A 19,049-nucleotide genomic window follows, 5' to 3' on the forward strand; every position below is an offset into this window, starting at 1 on the left:
ATTTAATTGGTTGCCGTTGCCCTTTTGGTTTGCTTGGCAGCCGTTGCTGTAGCAGGCGCTTTCAAAGCATAAACGATACTGCCAAGCACGATGCAAATGCCTACCCACTGACGCCAGCCAAAGTCTTCTCCCACAAGCACCTGACCACACACGACGGCAGAGACCGGGTTGACCAGGGACAGAAAACCAATCGTAGTCGGGTTGAGCTGAACGATCCCTTTGAGCCAGTTGACCGAGGCCCAGCCCATTCCCACAATTCCGATCCAGAAGAACGCCAGCGCCATGCCCAGATCAGGTATCGGGGCCGCCCCTTCTAATATGAGGGCAATCGGCACGGCATAAAGCCCCCCAAGCGTGACATGCCACCCTGTATAGGTGACCATGCTTGCTTCTGGTTTGCCCCACTTATTGCTTAAATAGACACCGGTGAACGTGCTCAGGCACGCGACCATCGCCGCACCGATGCCAAGCCAGTCCACTTCCAGAGCGCCAAGCAGCAACAAGGCGACACCAAACAACCCAATAAACGAGGCGACCAGCTGGCGCGCAATGGGTTTCTTTCCATCCAGAACCCAGATGTAGAAGATGACCTGTAAGGGCAGCGTCGCCATGATGGTTCCAGCCATGCCACTTGGAAGACGGAACGCGGCGATGAAAACGAAAAAGATCATAGACAGGTTGGTCAGCCCGATGATCATTGCACGCTGCATCCAGCGGGCCGAGAGCAAGCCGGGAGCAAAGGCAAGAAGCAACAGACCTGCTGGCAGCAAGCGGTAGACCACCATCCAAACAGGATCTTGCGCAGGCAATAGAAGGATCGTGATCGCATAGGTAGTGCCCCAGATTGCAGGGGTTAGCGCAGTGCGAAATTGAATGAGCATTCACTTTGACCTTAAGTATCTTGAACTTAAACTAATATGTCATAGAATTAGAATATGGGTTAAGATTCGTCAAGTATCTTGAATTCAAGTAATACCTCTGCGATATATATCCTATTGCTTTGAGGCGGATTATTGGGACTTAGAATGACTGATCACGTTGCACGCGTTGTGCGCCAATGGACAAAAGAATTCCCTGAGGTTGATGCCAGCCCTATGTATGTGCTGGGCAGATTGTTGCGGATCAACACCCAAGTTACCAAAACCCTTGTCGCAAATTTTGCCAAGTTTGGCTTAGCAAACGGTGATTTTGACGTTCTTGCGACATTGCGACGAAGTGGTGAGCCATATGCGCTGCGCCCGACTGAGCTCTCCAAGTCCAGTATGCTGACTTCTGGTACCATGACGAGCCGGTTGGATAAGCTGGAAAAGCTTGGGCTGGTGTGCAGAAGCCCTAACCCTGAAGACCGACGTGCCCTCATGATCTACCTGACAGACAAAGGGCGGAATTTGGTGGAGGAAGTTGCTAGGAAGCACTTTGAGCTGGAGGCGGAAGTGCTGGACACTCTGGACCCACAGGACCGACAGGCCCTTGAAGGCATACTGGAGCGGTGGTGCCACCGGCTGGAAGGCGATAGCCCTGCTTAAAGCGCCCTGGCCTGAACACGGCACCCTGCCCTACTACGCATTCCCCGTCTTGATCCTACGGATGTCTTGGCCCTGCCGCAGACGTGTTCACACAGCTGTTGGTTTTAGCAGGGCCTGATCGATCTAGGGGATTTATTGATTGTCTGAAAGACACTCATTGATGGTACGACCCATCTGTTTGAGCAGGTCTGTGTACAATTGCGGGCCAGCTTGCAGGTTGGAGCCCAATGGATCAAGCTCGGCTGTCTTTACGCCGGTGCCTTCTTTGAGCACGGCCACCATTTTGGGGTTGAACTGAGCCTCTGAGAACACACAGCTTGCACCGAGGCTCTCCAGTTTCTGGCGCACCTGCGACAAGCGGCGGGCACCTGGCAGCACCTCTGGGCTGACCGTGACTGATCCAACTGCGTTTAAGTCATAGGCCTCTTCAAAATAACGGTAGGCATCATGAAACACCACGAAGGGTTTATCGTGGTTGTTTTCCAGCTCCACCTTCAACGACTTTGAGAGCTTATTGATCCGGGCTTCCTCCGCCTGTGCATTAGCAGCGTATTTGGCAGCATTTTCTGGGTCGGCTTTAGAAAGCGTTTTTGCAATCTCATCCAGCATGACAACCGCGTTTTGCGGGTCTAGCCAAAGATGCATATCAAACGCCTGTGCGTCATGTTCCTCATCATCATGAGAGGCTGAAGCGTGCTCGTGCTCATCATGTGCTTCATGTTCGTCGTGGTGCTGATCACCACCGTGCTCATGGGCTTCAAAATCACCCCCTTCACGAAAACTCAAAAGCTTTAGACCCTCAGCATCCTTCAGGCTAACGATCTTCGCAGATGGCGCCAGGTTCGAAAGCGGCGTTTCCAGAAAGTTCTCCATTCCCGGCCCAACCCAAAACACAACATCTGCATCTGCGATTTTGCGCGCTGTGGACGGTCTTAGAGTGAACGTATGCGGCGAGCCTGCCCCTTGCACCACAAGATCAGGTGTGCCGACACCTTCCATGACACTTGCCACCAGCGAGTGGATTGGCTTGATGGAGGCAACCACGTTGACCTGCCCAAAAGCCAGAGAAGGGGCTGATAGAGTGGCGGTAAGAAGACCGAACATACCCATTGAGCGAACCAGATGCATCATAAGCGCACAACCAACTTTGTTATAGTATTACATTCAATTTTGTTAGTTTATAACATCACGTATTTTAGAACACAACAGGCCTCTATGGGTTTTCAGCACAGGGAACACGTCCTTTCGGCACCTCACCCCCTGCCTGACAGGCTCATCTAGCCCAACCTCTGTAAGTTGTTAGTTTTGCCTGATACCGCTGCCAAAATGACGAAACTCCTGTTATATTCACGTAAAATCTATTGGGGTAAATTATGGCCGAAGTTAAGGATGAGCTGGATCGAAAATTGATTGCGATCTTGCAAGGGAATGCCCGCGAACCGGTGTCCTCGATTGCGCGGCGACTGGATGTTGCACGCTCAACTGTTCAAGAGCGCATTGCCCGCCTTGAACGCAAAGGCATCATTATCGGCTATACGGCAATCCTAGGAGATCAGCAGGACGAAAAACGCGTGCAGGCGTTGGTGATGCTTTCTGTTGCACAGCAACGCTCCCGTGAGTTGATTACCCAGCTGGAATCTTACCCTGAGATCCGTAGTTGCCTGACCATTTCCGGTGAGTTTGACCTCTGTCTGATTGTGGAACCAGACCGGCTGGAAGAGTTGGATGCTGTGCTTGATGAGATTGCTGCAATCCCGGGTGTTGAGCGAACACGTTCGTCTATTGTGCTGACGAAGAAGTTTGAGAGGCAACGGCCTTTCATGCCGCAAAATACCTATAGCATTGAGAATTAGCGATCCTTGTACCCTCGTGAATTCAACCCAGCCCAAAAGCTGGGTTGGTGGCTCAACGCACGAACAGCGCGACTCATGCCTCAAACGAAGCCACAAACTGTCATTTTCACATTTTTAATGTCAATGTGACATATTTGCCGTCAAATATACGGATCAAAGCGTCATTTCGGCAAGTTGCCCCGTAAACTCCGGCAGTGTTTTCGCGTAGACTGGTAGTCAATCGAAACAAGCTTGGAGGAGCTTATGAACCGACATCATGTCGCTGTTGTTGGAGCAGGTAAGATCGGTGGGATGATCGCTGCACTGTTGCAGGGGTCTGGAGATTACCAGATCAAAATACTGGACCAAAGTGTTGAAGCGCTGACGGAGTTGGACGTTGCGCATGTAACAACACAGGCACTGGATGTAAGCGATCCTGCAAAACTTACGCATGCCCTTAAAGAATGCGATGCTGTAATCTCTGCGGCTCCATTTTTCCTGACCCCAGTGATTGCGCAGGCCGCCAAAGATGCAGACTGCCACTACCTTGACTTGACCGAGGACGTGGACAGTACTGCCATGGTTGAGAAGATTGCTGAAGGTGCCAATAAAGCGTTTGCTCCGCAATGCGGTCTTGCCCCTGGTTTTGTTTCCATTGCCGGGCATGATCTTGCTCAGCAGTTTGAGAGCCTTGAAGACCTGCACTTGCGTGTTGGTGCCCTGCCCCGTTACCCAACAAACAAATTGAAATACAATCTTACTTGGTCCACGGACGGGTTGATCAATGAGTATTGTAATCCGTGCCTTGCCATTGAAGGCGGCGAACTCACCACTGTGCCAGCCCTTGCCGGTTTGCAAAATTTCTCCCTTGATGGTGTTGATTATGAAGCCTTTAACACCTCTGGTGGTTTGGGCTCACTTTCAAAAACACTGCAAGGCAAAGTGCAGAGCCTGCGATACCTCTCCATTCGTTATCCCGGTCATCGGGATATTATGGAGCTGTTGCTCAAGGACCTAGGCTTTATCAATAAGCGAGAGCTGCTGAAAGAGGTGATGGAAGACGCTATTCCAGCCACCATGCAGGACCGGGTGCTGATCTTCATTACCGCAACGGGTATGAAAGATGGTCGTTTTCAGCAAAGGTCCTACTCCCATGTTGTGAATGACCGGGAGATCATGGGCAAACACTGGAGCGGCATTCAGATTACAACAGCCGCCAGCATTTGCGCGACGCTGGACATGTTGATGACGAACAAGTTGCAGGCCAAAGGGTTTATCAAACAGGAAAGCATCAATTTGAAAGACTTCCTGTCCAACCGCTTTGGTCGCCTTTACAACAATGGTGGCTCAGACCACGAAACTCCGGGCCACCAACTGGCTGCCTGAGGGTCAACGCATAATGGAGCGCAGTCTTAAAGACTGCGCTTTCAGCTTGCACCTAAACAGCAAGAAATGGGTTGCCTGCCCCCTTGCGGCTCTGGGCTATTTCAAGTGTACTGGAAAGCACGCTGTAATTTGAAGGAATGGGGAGCTGTGAAAATGCGTGACCTTGCAATCTTAACATTTCAAAGCCTTGATGGTGTCATGCAGGCTCCGAGCCAGCCAGAGGAAGACGTAACGGGTGGGTTTGACCTTGGCGGGTGGGCGCAGCCCTATTGGGAGGACGTCATGGAGCAGGTTAAAGTAGAGGCTATGTCTGCCCCCTATGATTTTCTCTACGGGCGCAAGACATACGATTTATTTGCTGCGCATTGGCAAAATGCAGACCCAAACGAAGCAGCAACACAGACCATCAATCAAGCGCAAAAGTATGTGGTGACATCTCGCAGCGACGATTTGGGGTGGGTCAATGCAAACAGGGTGGAGGGCAACCTGCCCGAAGCGATCGGAAACCTCAAGCGCATGGACGGGCCTTTGTTGCAGGTGCATGGAAGCTGGGCACTGATCCAGCAGCTTTTAGAACACGACTTGATCGATGAGTTTCGTCTATGGACATTTCCAGTGATACTGGGCAAGGGCAAGAAGTTATTTCAAGACGCTGTTACGCGCAGATCTCTTAAACAGATCAGGTCTGGCAGCACACCAGGCGGTGTGTCGATGGGGTTTTATCGGCGCGCAGTTGATTGAGGCTTCCTGCAACTAGATGCACCTTAGCCTTTTCAAAACGCAAAGAGCGCAGCCCTTAATACCGTGGCTACGCTCTTTTAACTCAAGGCCAGGTTCTGCTTAGTCGTCGCGAAGACGGTCTTTGATCTCTTGTGAAAGCGGCATCTCCACTTCACTCAACTTGCCTTGTTCCAACACAAGAACACGGTCCGCGCCTTCAAGTTCACTGGCACGGTGGGAAACCATCAATACAGTCTTGCCCCGTGTCATAGCGCGGAAGGAAACAAGCACTGTGTCAGCAGTTGCGTGGTCGAGGCCTTCTGTCAACTCATCTGCGATCCAGATTTCAGGATCGCGCAAGTAAGCCCGTGCCAAGGCAAGACGTCGACCTTCGCCGCCCGACAGGCCCAGACCGCCCTCACCTAAGCGCGTTTCCAATTTTTCGTTTCTGCTTTCCACAAGCTCTTTGAGGCCAGCGTGTGCTAAAGCCTCCCAAAGTTCGCTGTCAGTTGCCTCTTCGCGTGCAACCCGCAGGTTCTCTGCAATGGTGCTATGAAAGATCTGCGTGCGTTGACCCACAACTGTAAGTGTTGCGCGCAGTTTGTCTTCTGCAAGTTCAGCAAGGTCTACACCACCAATCTGGATGGTTCCGTTTTGCGGCGTTTGCAGGCGTGCAACGATGGCAGCAAGGGTCGACTTACCTGAACCACTGGGGCCAATCACCACGGTCCGGCTACCGGTTGGCAGCCTCAAATCCATACCGTTTAGAATTGGTGCAGCCTTTGGCGTGTACGCAAAGCCAATATCTTTAAGAAGCAAAGCGTTACTGCCATTCTCAAACGCAGGCGTTTCAGAATTACGTCTGGCATTGTGTAAGGCTTCATTGTCCTGCCCTACGCTGAGCAGCGAGCGAACACGATCAGCTGCACCAGACATCTTGCTCCAGCTGCCGGCGCTGTTGGCAACAGAGATCAAAAGCTCTGGCAGTGCCATTGCAACGAAGGCAAACAGGGCGATGTGTTTCAGTTCCATCTGACCTTGCTGATACGCATAGGCAGCAAACAGGAAGGTTACCGCAATCATCACCTGGCTCATCGTGCTGATAACGGCCTGATTGCGCATGTCGGTCAGCTCGCTTTGCTCCTGCATCTCATCCAGCTGGTCTACAGCTTTAAGAGCGGCGGCACGTTGTTGTTCCAAACCGCCAAAGACGGAAAGGTCACGACGGCCACGCACCAGATCAGAGACACGCACACGCAAAGCATCCCGCGCTGCGTTGAGCTTGCGGGCCTGAGCCTTTTTGCGATGACCACCAGACTTTGCCAAAATTGTAAGACCAGCAGCCTGCACAGCGCCAAGAGCGATGGATGCCATTGGCGAATACTGCCACAGTATCACCAGTGTGAGCCCCGTAATGATGGCAGCAGAAGCCAGCGGTACAACAAGGCGCAGGAACAAACCATCAAGCTGATCCACATCACTGACCACACGAGAAAGCGCTGTTGCCGAGCGCTGGCTCAAGGTTCCATTATCAGCACGTGCAACGAGCCCACGGAAAACACCTGAGCGCAGGTTGGCCAGAAAGCGGAAGGTGGCATCGTGTGTAATGACGCGCTCAGCGTACCGTCCAAAAATGCGCATGCAGGCATAAAGGCGAATACTGCCGGCAGCAGAGCTGGTGTTGAATGCAACCGCACCTGCAGACAAGCCTGCTAATGCTGTTGCGGTAATGAAATACCCAGAAACAGCCAGAAGCGCTATACCTGCTGCTGCTGGAAGAAAGGCCAGAACGAGACCACCCCAGAATGCGAGCGGTTCTTCTTTTTGTAAAAGCCAGATGATGCGGAGTGACGATCTCATTGCTGTTCTCCTTCACGTTCGCTCAACTCAACCAGCACGCCTTCTTTCAAGGTCAAAACGCGATCTGCAGAGCTTACAACGCGCGGGTCATGGGTTGCGACGAGAACAGGCTTGTTATGAGCCAATGTCTTCAAGGCTGTGACAACCTTTTGCGCGGTTGCGCCATCCAAATCAGCTGTTGGCTCATCTGCAATTATCAGCCTTGCGTCTTTACGCAGGGCGGCGCGAGCCAGTGCGAAACGGCGGCGTTCTCCAAGCGAGAGACCTTTACCATCCTCACCAATCGGACCGGACAAGCCATTTGGAATTTTGCAAAGCAACTCATCAACAGCTGCCAGTTTCAAGGCTTCCGTCAACTGGGCATCATCGGCAGACTTATCAGCGCGGCGCAGGTTGGCGCGCAATGTGCCGTGGAACAACTCCGGATTTTGGGAAAGCACGGAGATAGATTGTTGCCAGTTGGTCAGACCATAGGAGGAAAGCGGAAGGCCGCCATAGGAGATTTGACCCAACTCAGCAGGCAAGAAGCCGAGGATGCAGTCCATAAGTGAGGACTTTCCAGTTCCGCTAGGGCCTTTAATGACAATCAGCTCAGGCTCGCTGATGCTCAAGGAAACATCAGACAGGATGGTGCGTCCACCACGGGTTACGCGAAGATTTTTGATGGTGAGTGCGCCAGAAACAGGTAGTGGCACCACGTCGATGTCCGCGCCCACAACTTCATGCTTACTATCACTTTCCAGTTGCTTTTGCAGCTCTACAATATGATCAGCAGCAGCAATACCAGCTGCGCGGTCATGATAGGCAGCGGCGAACGCCCGCAATGGTGAGAAATATTCTGGCACGATCATGAGCATGAACAGTCCGCCTGCAAGCGTTAACGGAGACCCATAGGCACCAAAGGCCCAATCTCCCAGCAAGGAGAAGCCAACATAAATTGCCGTGATGGCGATTGCTGCAGCGCTGAATAATTCCAGTGCCGTGCTGGAGAGAAACGCGATACGCAGGACACGCATTGTTGACAGGCGGAACTCACCGCCCAACTTGCGGATATCGTCTTCCGAGCGTTTTACAGCGCCGAACAGGCGCAGCGTTTCCATGCCTCTGAGTCGATCCAGCAAGAAACCGCTCATATCAGCAAGCACACCAAGTTGGCGCTCACTTGCTTTCTTAGCGCGGATACCCACGATCGCCATGAAGACCGGCACCAGCGGGCCAAATACGAGCAGACAAAGAGCTGCAAACCAACTGACATAGGCAACCGATGACACAAGGGCGAGCGGCACAAGTGAAAGGCGTGCCTGAATTGGTAAGAAACGCCCAAGATAGGGGCCAATTGCTTGAATATGCTCAACCGCGATTGACGCAATCTTACCGCTTGCTGGAAGTTCATGTGCCGGAGAAAGGTCTGTCAGATTACTCAATAAGCTGATCTCCAGCCTGTGACGGGCCTTGGAGGCTGCACGCACCGCTATCTCACCGCCCTTAACCCGTAGCACATGGCGGATCACAGCCAGAAACAAGGTAGAGGCTGCTGCATAGAACGGGTCCAGCCCCGGACCATGCGGGTCAATCAGCCCTGCAATCGCCAATGCCAAAAGAGCTGCCTGCGGGATCCACATGATCTCCGAGAGCCCTTGCAACATAGCGCCGCGCTTCACCAGTTTCATTTCTGGGCGCACCGCCTCTTGGAGCCAAATCTGCCCTGCAGATTTTTTACGCCCACGCTTCTTTGTGGCGGTACCTTCCGCTGCAATCTGCGTATCGGATAGCTCTGTTACATCTGCCAGGTTTTCAGTCATTCCGCTTGTCCGGTTCCCTCTTAGCCGGGGCTTCTGCCACTAACTCTATCTGGCAATTTCCAAAAAAACTCTTCTATTGCCATTACTTGCACGTATCACAGGTTCAAACCGTCCGATCCATGTATGCGCACACTTGTTAGAATTACTCCAGTTTTTTAATAAATCGCAAGAAACTCAAAGGCGAAGACCCCCATTTGGTATGGGACATAAGCGCACAGGAGCGTATGACGATATCTGGAGTGCCCAGCAGAGCGTTGCTTTAACTAGGTTTTATGGGGTTTTACCCATAAACGGCCACGACAAAAGTCAAAAACTTTCAGAGAAACCCGAATTTTCGGGAATATTAACGGCTTTCCGCTAGGGTCGCCTAGTTCTCTTGTAACCTCAGCCTACATCGCACTAACAAACTGATATTGCTGAATAACAATAAAAAGGAGAGAACCTGACATGTTTCGCTCTTTTGGCCTTCAGTGCCTTACGGGAATTTGCGCTCTAAGCCTCGCTTCTTCGGTATTTGCAACAGAAACAACCAGCTCGACTGGGGAGCGGAGTGATGTGATTCCGCCTTTGGACACATTCAAAACGATGGCCGATGATCTTAAGCCTGAAGGCTGGATTTCCTTCCAAAATCTTGCTGATAAACAAGTTGTCAGCTTTGCGCCGCTCATGTCGTTGCGGTGCAGGCTAAAGGAAATCAGATATTCAGTAGATTCAAAAGACCTTGATGAGAGTTTTCCGGTTCCCAAGTGTAATCGCGAATACCCCTTCCATGTGGAACCACAGGGCCTTGAAAGGCCATATGACATAGAATATCGGGTCGACACCGTTCAGGCTTTGGCTGTTCAGCTGTCTTGGGATGACGGGAGCAAAAGCAAGATAGCCTATTATGAACCTTGCCCAGCCGTGGGCACGGCACCTTGCGCTTACCTTGTTGGCAGCCGCGAATAAGAAGGCATATCAAATACGTCTTTTAAAAAAATAGAGCACCAAGTGGGTCCACCTGGTGCTCTATGAGTTTCTTCATGTATCTTTCAAAGCATGATGATCATTTTTAAAAGATACGCTCCAGCGCTAAAGACTTATTCCATTGTTGGGATAGAGAATTCAGCCCCTTCCTTCACACCTGAAGGCCAGCGGGATGTCACTGTCTTGGTGCGGGTGTAGAATTTGAAGCCATCTGGGCCGTGCTGGTTCAGATCGCCGAAGCCGGAACGCTTCCAGCCGCCGAAGGTGTGGTATGCGAGCGGCACAGGGATCGGAACGTTGATGCCGACCATGCCAATGTTGATGCGGCTTGCAAAGTCACGTGCGGTATCACCATCGCGGGTGTAGATCGCAGTGCCGTTGCCGTACTCATGCTCCATTGGCAGGCTCAGAGCTTCTTCATAGGTTTCTGCGCGTACGACAGTCAAAACTGGACCAAAGATCTCTTCTTTGTAGATGTCCATGTCTTTTGTTGCGTTGTCGAACAGGCAAGGACCAACGAAGTTACCGTTTTCATAGCCCTGCAGTGTAAAGTCACGTCCGTCAACAACAAGCTTTGCACCCTGTTCAACGCCGGAGTTTACCAGACCTAGGATACGCTCACGTGCTTGCGGGGTGATGACTGGACCGAAGTCAACGTCGTCGCCAGCAGTGTAAGGGCCAACTTTGAGAGCCTCAACGCGTGGAACGAGCTTCTCAATGAGGCGGTCTGCTGTTTCCTGACCAACAGGAACGGCAACAGAAATTGCCATGCAGCGTTCGCCAGCTGCACCAAAGCCTGCGCCAACCAGAGCGTCAGCCGCTTGATCCAGATCCGCATCCGGCATGATGAGCATGTGGTTTTTCGCGCCGCCAAAGCACTGAACGCGCTTACCGGAAGCTGTGCCGCGGGTGTAAACGTATTCAGCAATCGCGGTGGAGCCGACGAAACCAACAGCCTGAATGATTGGATCATCAAGGATCGCGTCTACAGACTCCTTGTCGCCGTTTACAACGTTCAAAACGCCTGCTGGCAGACCAGCTTCAATCATCAGCTCTGCAAGCATCATTGGAACAGATGGGTTGCGCTCAGATGGCTTGAGGATGAACGAGTTGCCTGCTGCAATAGCAACACAGAACTTCCACATCGGGATCATGGCTGGGAAGTTGAACGGTGTGATACCAGCAACAACGCCCAATGGCTGGCGCATGGAGTACATATCGATGCCAGGACCTGCGCCCTCAGTGAACTCACCCTTCATCATATGTGGTGCGCCGATGCAGAATTCTGCAACTTCGAGACCACGGATCACGTCGCCTTTAGCGTCCGGATGGGTCTTACCATGTTCAGAAGACAGCTTGGATGCCAGCGTGTCCATGTCACGGTGAAGCAGGGAAACGAACTTCATCATCACGCGCGCGCGGCGCTGTGGGTTGGTTGCTGCCCAACCGAGCTGCGCTTTTTCAGCGACGACCACTGCCTCTTGCAGTTCTGCAGCTGTTGCCAGAGCAACTTTTGCAGTTACCTCACCAGTTGCAGGGTTGAAAACGTCTGCAGTGCGGCCGGATTTGCCTGCTACACGCGTACCGTTAATAAAATGACCAATCTCTTCCACGGCGAGGTCCTCCCTCTCAAGATCTTCGTTATTTCCGCCCGTAAGATGGTGCTTAGGTCACCTTTGTGAGCAAATGTCTCTATGACCCTAGCATGAACTATATTTTTCGCATATCAATGAGATAATTACCAAAACCGTTGTGCGTAAATTAAAGTAATGACTGCACGCAGCGCTTTGACTAGGGAGATCAAAAAGCATGAACTGGGATGATGCAAGGGTGTTTCTTGCTGTCGCGCGCTCCGGACAGATTTTGGGAGCAGCTCAAAGGCTCAATCTCAACCATGCGACAGTGGCCCGCCGTATCTCTGCGCTCGAAGCAGCGTTGCAGGCCAAGCTGATGGACAGGCGGACCACGGGATGTACTTTAACCGGTGAAGGCGAGCGTTTTTTTGAGTTTGCAGAAGCCATGGAAACCGAGATGCTTTCTGCCCGCGCAGAAATTGGCGGAACGGACGTGGAGCTTTCCGGCGCTGTGCGCATTGGTGCACCTGATGGGTTTGGTGTTACCTTTCTTGCCCCGCGCATTGGCAAGCTGAACGAGCGCTATCCAGATCTCACATTGCAGCTGGTGCCGCTCCACCGGGCTTTCTCGCTTTCCAAAAGAGAGGCCGACCTTGCTGTGACAGTTGGTCAGCCTGAGCATGGCCGTTTGGTGAGCCGCAAACTGACCGATTACTCCCTCGGGCTATATGCTTCACGAGCCTATGTGGAGCGGTATGGCCAGCCAGAGACAGAAGAAGCGCTGAAGCAACACAGGTTGATTGGATATGTGGATGACCTAATCTTTGCGTCTTCGCTGAACTATTCTGCTGAGTTTGCGAAGGACTGGCAGTCTGGCCTTGAGTGTGCAAGTGCGCTTGGGCAAACCGAGGCTGTGCGGGCTGGCAGCGGCATCGGCATTCTGCATGGGTTTATTGTTGACGGCAACGACGATTTTGTCCCGATCCTGCCGCACCGCCGGATTTCGCGCAGTTACTATCTTGTAACCCACGAGAGCGCACGGCACCTGCGGCGCATCAAAGCTGTCTCCGATTACATTAGTGATATGGTGAACCAGGAGAAAGAGCTGTTTAGAAACCACGTCTAGATAAACGGCTTAAGGTTGCCACAAAAAAGCGCCGGGCTTGGCCGGCGCTTTAACGTTCACGAACTATATTTCAGCTCGGGCCAGTTCTGCCAGAGTCTGATTATATTTGCCGACCTCTGAGTGTTCGCGCAGGACAGCATCAACCGCCCCAAACATCTCATGAAGGCGTACTTCTGAAACAGGGCTTTCCACGACAACAACCAGTTCAGGTTTGTTGGAGGACGCACGCACAAGGCCCCAGGTGCCATCTTCGCAGACCACACGCACACCGTTAACGGTGATCAGTTCTGAGATATCATGGCCAGAGACTTTCTCGCCATTTGCGTGCATTTCCTGGAACTTAGCGACCACACGATCAACCACATCATACTTGATCTCGTCCGCACATTTGGCTGCCATGGTTGGCGAACCCCATGTTTTTGGAAGATCACGACGCAGGTCCGCCATGGTCTTATCTGGGTTACGGTCCATCATATCCAAAATTGCAATCGCAGAGACTACGCCGTCATCATACCCACGACCGATTGGCGGGTTGAAGAAGTAGTGGCCAGACTTTTCAAAGCCTGCGACGGCGCCAAGCTCGGTTACACGGCGTTTGATGTAGGAGTGGCCGGTTTTGAAGTAGTCCGTTTTTGCGCCATTGGCTTGTAGCACTGGGTCCGTGTGGTAAAGTCCGGTCGATTTCACATCCACCACAAACTGACTTTCGGGATGAAGCGCAGAAATATCGCGGGCCAGCATGACACCGACCTTGTCTGCAAAGATCTCTTCGCCTTCATTGTCCACGACGCCGCACCGGTCGCCATCGCCATCAAAACCCAGACCAACTTCAGCGCCGGTTTCAAGCACTTTATCGCGGATGGCATGAAGCATTTTCATGTCTTCTGGATTTGGATTGTAGTTTGGAAAAGTGTGATCGAGTTCGCAGTCAAGCGGAATAACATCAACGCCAATCGCTTCCAAAATTCGAGGAGCGAACGCACCAGCTGTTCCATTACCGCAAGCCACAACAGCTTTGATTGGGCGCTTCAGCTTCTCACGTTCAGCCAGATCAGCAATGTACCGGTCTGTGAGATCAGGATGGTATTGGTAGCCACCACCTTCGCGAAGGATGCTACGCCCCTCCAGCACGATCTCTTTCAGGCGACCCATTTCTTCAGGGCCAAAGGTGAGTGGGCGGTTTGCGCCCATCTTCACACCAGTCCAACCATTGTCATTGTGAGATGCTGTGACCATCGCAACGCATGGCACATCCAGATCAAACTGGGCGTAGTAGGCCATAGGAGACATGGCCAAACCAATATCATGCACCTTGATGCCCGCTGACATCAGGCCAGTGATCAGAGCCATCTTGATGGACGCAGAATAACCGCGAAAATCATGGCCTGCAACAATTTCAGGGCGAACACCTAGTTCGTGAATAAGCGTTCCTAACCCTTCACCCAGAGCCTGAATACCCTTCAGGTTGATCTCTTTTTCAAACAGCCAGCGCGCATCATACTCGCGAAAACCGGTTGGCTTGACCAACGGTGTTGTTTCATATGCCAGAGTGTTTGGCGTAAGCTGAGAAACCGGCTTAACTGACATTTTCTCTCCTAGGTAACTTAAAGGTCGCTGTCTTTACAGCGTCACTAAAATCTTAACAGACATCCGATGAAATGCAGGAGGTCCCCCGCAAAACGGTTTTATTATTCTTGCTATACTCGCAGGATATCGTCCTCGGCGATGTAAGCGCCGGACTGAACCTCAATCATACGAACCGGGATCTTTCCCGGATTTTGTAGTTTGTGGCGAGCTCCAAGAGGAACAAAAACCGATTGGTTTTCTGATATTAGCTCATCGTTTCCATCAATGGTCACTTCAAGTGTGCCGCTCACAACCACCCAGTGTTCTGCCCGGTGAATGTGGCGCTGTAAGGTCAAGCCTTTACCCGGTTCGATCTGCATTGACTGAACACGATACCGTTCGCCCTCAGAAATTCGCTCGCTCCAGCCCCACGGTCGGTAGAGCCGGCGGTGCTGTATTGTTTCGGGCCGGTTGGCTTTATCCAGTTGTTCTACAATCTTTTTGACATCCTGTGCCTTGTCTTTCGCTGTAACAAGGAGCGCATCCTTGGTGTTCACGATCATCACATCGCTTAGTCCAACAACGCTGACGAGGGCATCATCAGAATAAACGAGGCAATTTTTGGACTGTTCGAAAATCGCCTCCCCCAAAGCTGAGTTACCCTCATCATTCTTAGGCATGGATTCCCAAATTGCAGGCCATGAGCCCAGATCGCTCCAACCCGGATCGGTTGGAACACACGCGACATTCTCCTCATTTTCCATGATGGCATAATCAAAGGAGATATTACGCACCTGCGCGAAGGTCTCTTCCTCAAGACGCAAAAAGTCGAGATCTTTGCGGGCGTTCTTCAGAGCTTTGCCCACTTGCTCCCAGATGTCAGGGGCATGTTTGAGGAAGGCTGCACGCATAGATGCCGCAGAGTACATGAAAATTCCAGCATTCCAAAGATAGTTGCCAGCCTTTAAGAACTCCTCTGCGGTTTCCAAGTCTGGTTTTTCGACAAAAGCGTCTACTTTGCGAACCTGAGCGGTTCCTTCGCAAAGTTTAATATAGCCGTAACCGGTATTGGGCTCGCTCGGTTCGATGCCAAAGGTCAGTATTTGCCCGCCTTCAACAGCAGAACGAGCGGCTTCTACCGCGGAATGGAATTCATGTTCATCAGCCACCAGGTGATCGGATGGCAACAGCAGAACGATAGCGTTTTCATCATTTTCCAACGCCATCAGTGCAGCCAATGCAGCAGGCGCAGCGGTGTTACGTCCGCAGGGTTCAAGAACAATTGCCTGAGGCTCGATCCCCAACTCAGCCATTTGTTCCCCAATCAGAAAACGGTGGTCTTGATTGGAGATGACAAGCGGTGGCTGGAACCGGTCAGAACTGACACGCTCACACGTTTTTTGAAAAAGGCTTTGACCTGAAAAAATTGGCAAGAACTGCTTTGGTCTTTCTCTGCGCGACAAAGGCCACAGGCGAGACCCAAACCCACCTGATAGAATTACAGGTGTTATCTTACCGATACTCGTGTCAGTCATATTTTCCAGATCACTTTCAAACGAACAATTAAACTATTCGTAAACTTAGAAGTTGCAGGCACAAACCCTCAAAACATATGGAACTTTGGTGTTCCACACATTCTCGCTGAAATATGTTATGACTCACTACAGAATCTATATCAGTCTAAATACCTATTAATTGTCAGGGGTATCCAAGAGATTTTGGAATAGTCACGATATCATTTAATTCATTTCAGCATTTGTTCTGGGGGGAAGATGCGACGCGAATTAACGCAGTGTGTTGAGCGAAAGGTAGATGAGCTTGTCAGTCTGACCCAAGATCTGATTGCCTTCCCAACAATCAACCCTCCTGGCGAGGCATACAGACCTTGCGCTGAATTTATTGGGCGGCGTCTTAAAAAAAGAGGCTTTTCAGTCGAGTACATCCGAGGGGAAAGTGCGCCTGGTGACACTGACCGGTATCCGCGTATCAACGTTGTCTGTCGTTATGAAGGAAGAGGACCGGGTCCTTGCATTCACTTTAACTCTCATATTGATGTGGTCGAAGTTGGATATGGCTGGAGCGTTGATCCTTTCGCTGGTGTGATCAAAGATGGTAAGATCTTTGGGCGGGGTGCCTGCGATATGAAAGGTGGGCTTGCAGCCTCCATTATTGCGGCTGAAACGCTGATTGAGTGCTTTCCTGAGTTTTGTGGCGCTATCGAAATTTCAGGTACGGTTGATGAAGAGTCCGGCGGTTTGGGCGGCGTGGCTTACCTGGCCAAACGAGGGTATTTTTCCAAGCCCAAAGTTGATCATGTTATTATTCCAGAGCCTTTGCATAAGGATCAGGTTTGCCTTGGTCACCGAGGGGTTTGGTGGAGCGAAATTGAGACGCGCGGCTCTATCGCACATGGTTCAATGCCTTTTCTTGGAGACAGTGCCATTCGCCACATGGGCGCGTTCTTGAGTGCATTGGAGGACGACCTTTATCCCGCACTGGGCAATAGACATACCCAAATGCCGGTTATCCCTCCAGGTGCCCGCTCTTCGACCTTGAATATCAACTCATTGCATGGCGGTCAGGATGAAGGACATGATGGTCTTCCCTCCCCCTGTGTCGCAGACAGTTGCCGGATCATCCTTGACCGCCGTTTCCTCATTGAAGAGCCTTTGGATAAAGTTAAGGGCGAGATAGTTGAAATATTAGAGAATTTGCGTAAAACACGACCAAATTTTAAATATGAGCTCAAGGACCTCCTTGAAGTTCTACCTGTGATGACAGACAAAAACTCTCCGGTTGCGCAAGCCGTTGCGGGCGGAATCAGAGATGTGCTTCAAAAAGATGCAGCCTATGTGGTTTCTCCTGGAACCTACGACCAAAAGCACATTACACGTTTGGGCCACTTGCATGATTGCATTGCGTATGGCCCTGGTAAGCTTGAAATGGCGCATAGGCCGGATGAGTTTGTTGGAATTGAGGACCTTGTTGACAGTGCAAAAGTAATGGCACTGGCTGCTTACTCTCTTCTTTGCGAGCCTGAAGCACAACCGCTACGAAAACAGTCTGATCACGTGCACTCTTAAAAAGGGACGGAATGGAATGCATGCAAACTCACTAAAAAGTCGGCTGCTTTGCCTTGCCGGAGGCGCGGCCCTCACCGTTGCTGCACTGGTTGGTGCGCAAAGTTCTGCTGAAGCCAAATCTTCCCTTTCGTTGGGAATGGTGCTTGAGCCACCACATCTTGATGCGACTGCGGGGGCAGCTGCAGCGATTGACGAAGTGGTCTATCAAAATATCTTTCAGGGTCTCACCCGCATTGGTGCAGATGGAAGCGTACTGCCTTCCTTGGCAAAGTCCTGGGATGTCAGCGACGATGGCCTGACCTATCGCTTCCATTTGAACACGGGAGTCGTCTTCCACGATGGAACCCCTTTTTCGGCCCAGGACGTGAAGTTTTCTTTTGACCGGGCCCGTTCTGAAGACAGTGTGAACGCTCAAAAACCACTGTTTTCAGCTATTGAAGAGGTTGTTGTTGTTGACCCCGATACGGTTGATATCAAGCTAAATACACCAAGCGGTAATCTGACTTACAATTTGGCTTGGGGTGATGCGATCATCGTATCTGCAAAGAGCGTCGACACGAACAAGACACACCCTGTGGGCACTGGTCCGTTCAAGTTTGACCGCTGGATGAAGGGTCAAGAAATCCGCGTTTCGCGATTTGACAAGTATTGGGGTGACCAGCCGAAGTTGGAGCAGGCTTCCTTCCGCATTATTTCTGACCCTAATGCCGCCTTTGCTGCGATGATTTCAGGCGACCTTGATGCGTTTCCTCTGTTTCCTACACCTGAAACCATCGTGCAGTTCCAAGCTGATCCACGCTTTGAGGTCGCTATTGGCACCACTGAAGGTGAAACCATCCTTGCGATGAACAACGCTCGCGGTCCGTTGAAAAACAAGCTGGTGCGTCAGGCGATCTCTCATGCGATCGACAAGCAAGCTTTGATTGATGGTGCCATGTTCGGCTTTGGAACACCGATCGGCACACACTTTGCCCCGCACCACCCTGCATATACGGACCTGACCGGACTTTATCCGTATGATTTGGCAAAGGCTAAGGAGCTTCTTACGGAGGCTGGGTACCCGGACGGGTTCAGCGCGACCCTTAAGCTTCCGCCTCCTACATACGCCCGCCGCGGTGGTGAGTTGATTGCATCTGATCTGAAAAAGATCGGCATTGATCTTAAAATCATTCCAGTTGAATGGGCGCAATGGCTCTCTGAAGTCTATAAAGAAACCAACTATGATTTCACCATAGTGTCTCATGTGGAGCCAATGGATATCGGTATCTATGGCCGAGAGAACTACTACTTCAACTATCATAGTGAAGCGTTCACAAAACTGATTGAACAACTGAACGTGACTGCCGATGATGCACAACGCAATGAGTTACTTGTACAGGCGCAGAAACTTATCACTGATGATGCGGTAAATGTTTACCTGTTCCAGTTGGCCAAGTCTGGCGTATGGAATGCCAATGTGAAGGGACTTTGGATCAACGCTCCAATGCCAAGCAACGACTTGTCGCAGGTTTATTGGGCTAATGAGTAAAATATCTACAAAAACAGGTAGATAACGACACCAGGGTGCGGTTGCAATCGTGACCGCAGCCCTTCTGAATTGCTATTCCA

At 51.4% G+C, this 19,049-nt stretch carries 15 protein-coding genes; 8 read left to right on the top strand and 7 right to left on the bottom strand.

Annotated features, from left to right (window positions below):
• Positions 1 to 2: 2 nt before the first annotated feature.
• Positions 3 to 881 (bottom strand): DMT family transporter, encoded by an 879-nt coding sequence (locus BMZ51_RS01785; RefSeq protein WP_068003295.1) that lies wholly within the window; start codon positions 879 to 881, stop codon positions 3 to 5.
• 144 nt (positions 882 to 1,025) lie between these two features.
• Between BMZ51_RS01785 and BMZ51_RS01790 the strand changes: the two genes are divergently transcribed.
• The gene (locus tag BMZ51_RS01790) at positions 1,026 to 1,526 is read left to right on the top strand and encodes a MarR family winged helix-turn-helix transcriptional regulator (protein WP_068003292.1); all 501 of its coding nucleotides are present in this window, start codon (positions 1,026 to 1,028) and stop codon (positions 1,524 to 1,526) included.
• A gap of 132 nt (positions 1,527 to 1,658) precedes the next feature.
• Here BMZ51_RS01790 and BMZ51_RS01795 read toward each other — a convergent pair whose 3' ends face one another.
• Positions 1,659 to 2,657: a zinc ABC transporter substrate-binding protein gene (locus tag BMZ51_RS01795; RefSeq protein WP_082825561.1), complete on the bottom strand. Its 999-nt coding sequence runs from the start codon at positions 2,655 to 2,657 to the stop codon at positions 1,659 to 1,661.
• A gap of 242 nt (positions 2,658 to 2,899) precedes the next feature.
• On the opposite strand from BMZ51_RS01795, the gene BMZ51_RS01800 reads away from it, so the two are divergent.
• From BMZ51_RS01800 to BMZ51_RS01810, 3 genes are all read left to right on the top strand, one after another.
• Positions 2,900 to 3,379, top strand: a complete 480-nt coding sequence (locus tag BMZ51_RS01800; protein ID WP_068003289.1) for an Lrp/AsnC family transcriptional regulator — start codon at positions 2,900 to 2,902, stop codon at positions 3,377 to 3,379.
• 243 nt (positions 3,380 to 3,622) lie between these two features.
• Positions 3,623 to 4,744 (top strand): saccharopine dehydrogenase family protein, encoded by a 1,122-nt coding sequence (locus BMZ51_RS01805; protein ID WP_068003286.1) that lies wholly within the window; start codon positions 3,623 to 3,625, stop codon positions 4,742 to 4,744.
• Between the two features lie 153 nt (positions 4,745 to 4,897).
• The gene (locus tag BMZ51_RS01810; RefSeq protein ID WP_068003283.1) at positions 4,898 to 5,485 is read left to right on the top strand and encodes a dihydrofolate reductase family protein; all 588 of its coding nucleotides are present in this window, start codon (positions 4,898 to 4,900) and stop codon (positions 5,483 to 5,485) included.
• Positions 5,486 to 5,584: 99 nt separating this feature from the next.
• Here the strand turns inward: BMZ51_RS01810 and cydC are convergent, their stop codons facing one another.
• Positions 5,585 to 7,324: a thiol reductant ABC exporter subunit CydC gene (gene cydC / locus BMZ51_RS01815; protein WP_068003280.1), complete on the bottom strand. Its 1,740-nt coding sequence runs from the start codon at positions 7,322 to 7,324 to the stop codon at positions 5,585 to 5,587.
• The gene (cydD, locus tag BMZ51_RS01820; RefSeq protein ID WP_068003277.1) at positions 7,321 to 9,126 is read right to left on the bottom strand and encodes a thiol reductant ABC exporter subunit CydD; all 1,806 of its coding nucleotides are present in this window, start codon (positions 9,124 to 9,126) and stop codon (positions 7,321 to 7,323) included. Before cydD ends, cydC begins: the two co-directional genes overlap by 4 nt.
• Before the next feature lie 447 nt (positions 9,127 to 9,573).
• Here cydD and BMZ51_RS01825 point away from each other — a divergent pair, with 447 nt between their 5' ends.
• Positions 9,574 to 10,074, top strand: coding sequence for a hypothetical protein (locus tag BMZ51_RS01825; RefSeq protein ID WP_208979217.1), 501 nt, complete (start codon positions 9,574 to 9,576; stop codon positions 10,072 to 10,074).
• Between the two features lie 131 nt (positions 10,075 to 10,205).
• Here BMZ51_RS01825 and BMZ51_RS01830 read toward each other — a convergent pair whose 3' ends face one another.
• Positions 10,206 to 11,705 carry a CoA-acylating methylmalonate-semialdehyde dehydrogenase gene (locus BMZ51_RS01830; RefSeq protein WP_068003274.1) on the bottom strand — a complete coding sequence of 500 codons (1,500 nt, stop codon included), beginning with the start codon at positions 11,703 to 11,705 and terminating at the stop codon, positions 10,206 to 10,208.
• Positions 11,706 to 11,901: 196 nt separating this feature from the next.
• Here BMZ51_RS01830 and BMZ51_RS01835 point away from each other — a divergent pair, with 196 nt between their 5' ends.
• Positions 11,902 to 12,792: a LysR family transcriptional regulator gene (locus BMZ51_RS01835; protein ID WP_068003271.1), complete on the top strand. Its 891-nt coding sequence runs from the start codon at positions 11,902 to 11,904 to the stop codon at positions 12,790 to 12,792.
• 63 nt (positions 12,793 to 12,855) lie between these two features.
• On the opposite strand, the gene BMZ51_RS01840 is transcribed toward BMZ51_RS01835, so the two are convergent.
• Both BMZ51_RS01840 and BMZ51_RS01845 read right to left on the bottom strand, forming a co-directional pair.
• The gene (locus BMZ51_RS01840; protein WP_068003269.1) at positions 12,856 to 14,379 is read right to left on the bottom strand and encodes a phosphomannomutase/phosphoglucomutase; all 1,524 of its coding nucleotides are present in this window, start codon (positions 14,377 to 14,379) and stop codon (positions 12,856 to 12,858) included.
• A 110-nt stretch (positions 14,380 to 14,489) separates the two neighbouring features.
• A complete protein-coding gene (locus BMZ51_RS01845) occupies positions 14,490 to 15,893 on the bottom strand; it encodes a mannose-1-phosphate guanylyltransferase/mannose-6-phosphate isomerase (RefSeq protein ID WP_068003266.1) in 1,404 nt (467 codons plus the stop codon).
• Between the two features lie 237 nt (positions 15,894 to 16,130).
• On the opposite strand from BMZ51_RS01845, the gene BMZ51_RS01850 reads away from it, so the two are divergent.
• Both BMZ51_RS01850 and BMZ51_RS01855 read left to right on the top strand, forming a co-directional pair.
• Positions 16,131 to 17,441: an acetylornithine deacetylase/succinyl-diaminopimelate desuccinylase family protein gene (locus BMZ51_RS01850; protein ID WP_068003262.1), complete on the top strand. Its 1,311-nt coding sequence runs from the start codon at positions 16,131 to 16,133 to the stop codon at positions 17,439 to 17,441.
• A gap of 16 nt (positions 17,442 to 17,457) precedes the next feature.
• Positions 17,458 to 18,969 (top strand): ABC transporter substrate-binding protein, encoded by a 1,512-nt coding sequence (locus BMZ51_RS01855; RefSeq protein WP_068003259.1) that lies wholly within the window; start codon positions 17,458 to 17,460, stop codon positions 18,967 to 18,969.
• Positions 18,970 to 19,049 lie beyond the last annotated feature (80 nt).

The organism is Pseudovibrio axinellae (genome assembly GCF_900110875.1).
Lineage (GTDB): Bacteria > Pseudomonadota > Alphaproteobacteria > Rhizobiales > Stappiaceae > Pseudovibrio > Pseudovibrio axinellae.

What these genes read in the sequence shown, in the direction of transcription:
- BMZ51_RS01785 (WP_068003295.1), bottom strand. Translation starts at nt 881, where the DNA reads ATGCTCATTCAATTTCGCACTGCGCTAACCCCTGCAATCTGGGGCACT.
- BMZ51_RS01855 (WP_068003259.1), top strand. Translation starts at nt 17,458, where the DNA reads ATGCATGCAAACTCACTAAAAAGTCGGCTGCTTTGCCTTGCCGGAGGC.
- BMZ51_RS01800 (WP_068003289.1), top strand. Translation starts at nt 2,900, where the DNA reads ATGGCCGAAGTTAAGGATGAGCTGGATCGAAAATTGATTGCGATCTTG.
- BMZ51_RS01795 (WP_082825561.1), bottom strand. Translation starts at nt 2,657, where the DNA reads ATGATGCATCTGGTTCGCTCAATGGGTATGTTCGGTCTTCTTACCGCC.
- cydD (WP_068003277.1), bottom strand. Translation starts at nt 9,126, where the DNA reads ATGACTGAAAACCTGGCAGATGTAACAGAGCTATCCGATACGCAGATT.
- BMZ51_RS01805 (WP_068003286.1), top strand. Translation starts at nt 3,623, where the DNA reads ATGAACCGACATCATGTCGCTGTTGTTGGAGCAGGTAAGATCGGTGGG.
- BMZ51_RS01825 (WP_208979217.1), top strand. Translation starts at nt 9,574, where the DNA reads ATGTTTCGCTCTTTTGGCCTTCAGTGCCTTACGGGAATTTGCGCTCTA.
- BMZ51_RS01845 (WP_068003266.1), bottom strand. Translation starts at nt 15,893, where the DNA reads ATGACTGACACGAGTATCGGTAAGATAACACCTGTAATTCTATCAGGT.
- BMZ51_RS01850 (WP_068003262.1), top strand. Translation starts at nt 16,131, where the DNA reads ATGCGACGCGAATTAACGCAGTGTGTTGAGCGAAAGGTAGATGAGCTT.
- BMZ51_RS01790 (WP_068003292.1), top strand. Translation starts at nt 1,026, where the DNA reads ATGACTGATCACGTTGCACGCGTTGTGCGCCAATGGACAAAAGAATTC.
- BMZ51_RS01835 (WP_068003271.1), top strand. Translation starts at nt 11,902, where the DNA reads ATGAACTGGGATGATGCAAGGGTGTTTCTTGCTGTCGCGCGCTCCGGA.
- cydC (WP_068003280.1), bottom strand. Translation starts at nt 7,324, where the DNA reads ATGAGATCGTCACTCCGCATCATCTGGCTTTTACAAAAAGAAGAACCG.
- BMZ51_RS01840 (WP_068003269.1), bottom strand. Translation starts at nt 14,379, where the DNA reads ATGTCAGTTAAGCCGGTTTCTCAGCTTACGCCAAACACTCTGGCATAT.
- BMZ51_RS01810 (WP_068003283.1), top strand. Translation starts at nt 4,898, where the DNA reads ATGCGTGACCTTGCAATCTTAACATTTCAAAGCCTTGATGGTGTCATG.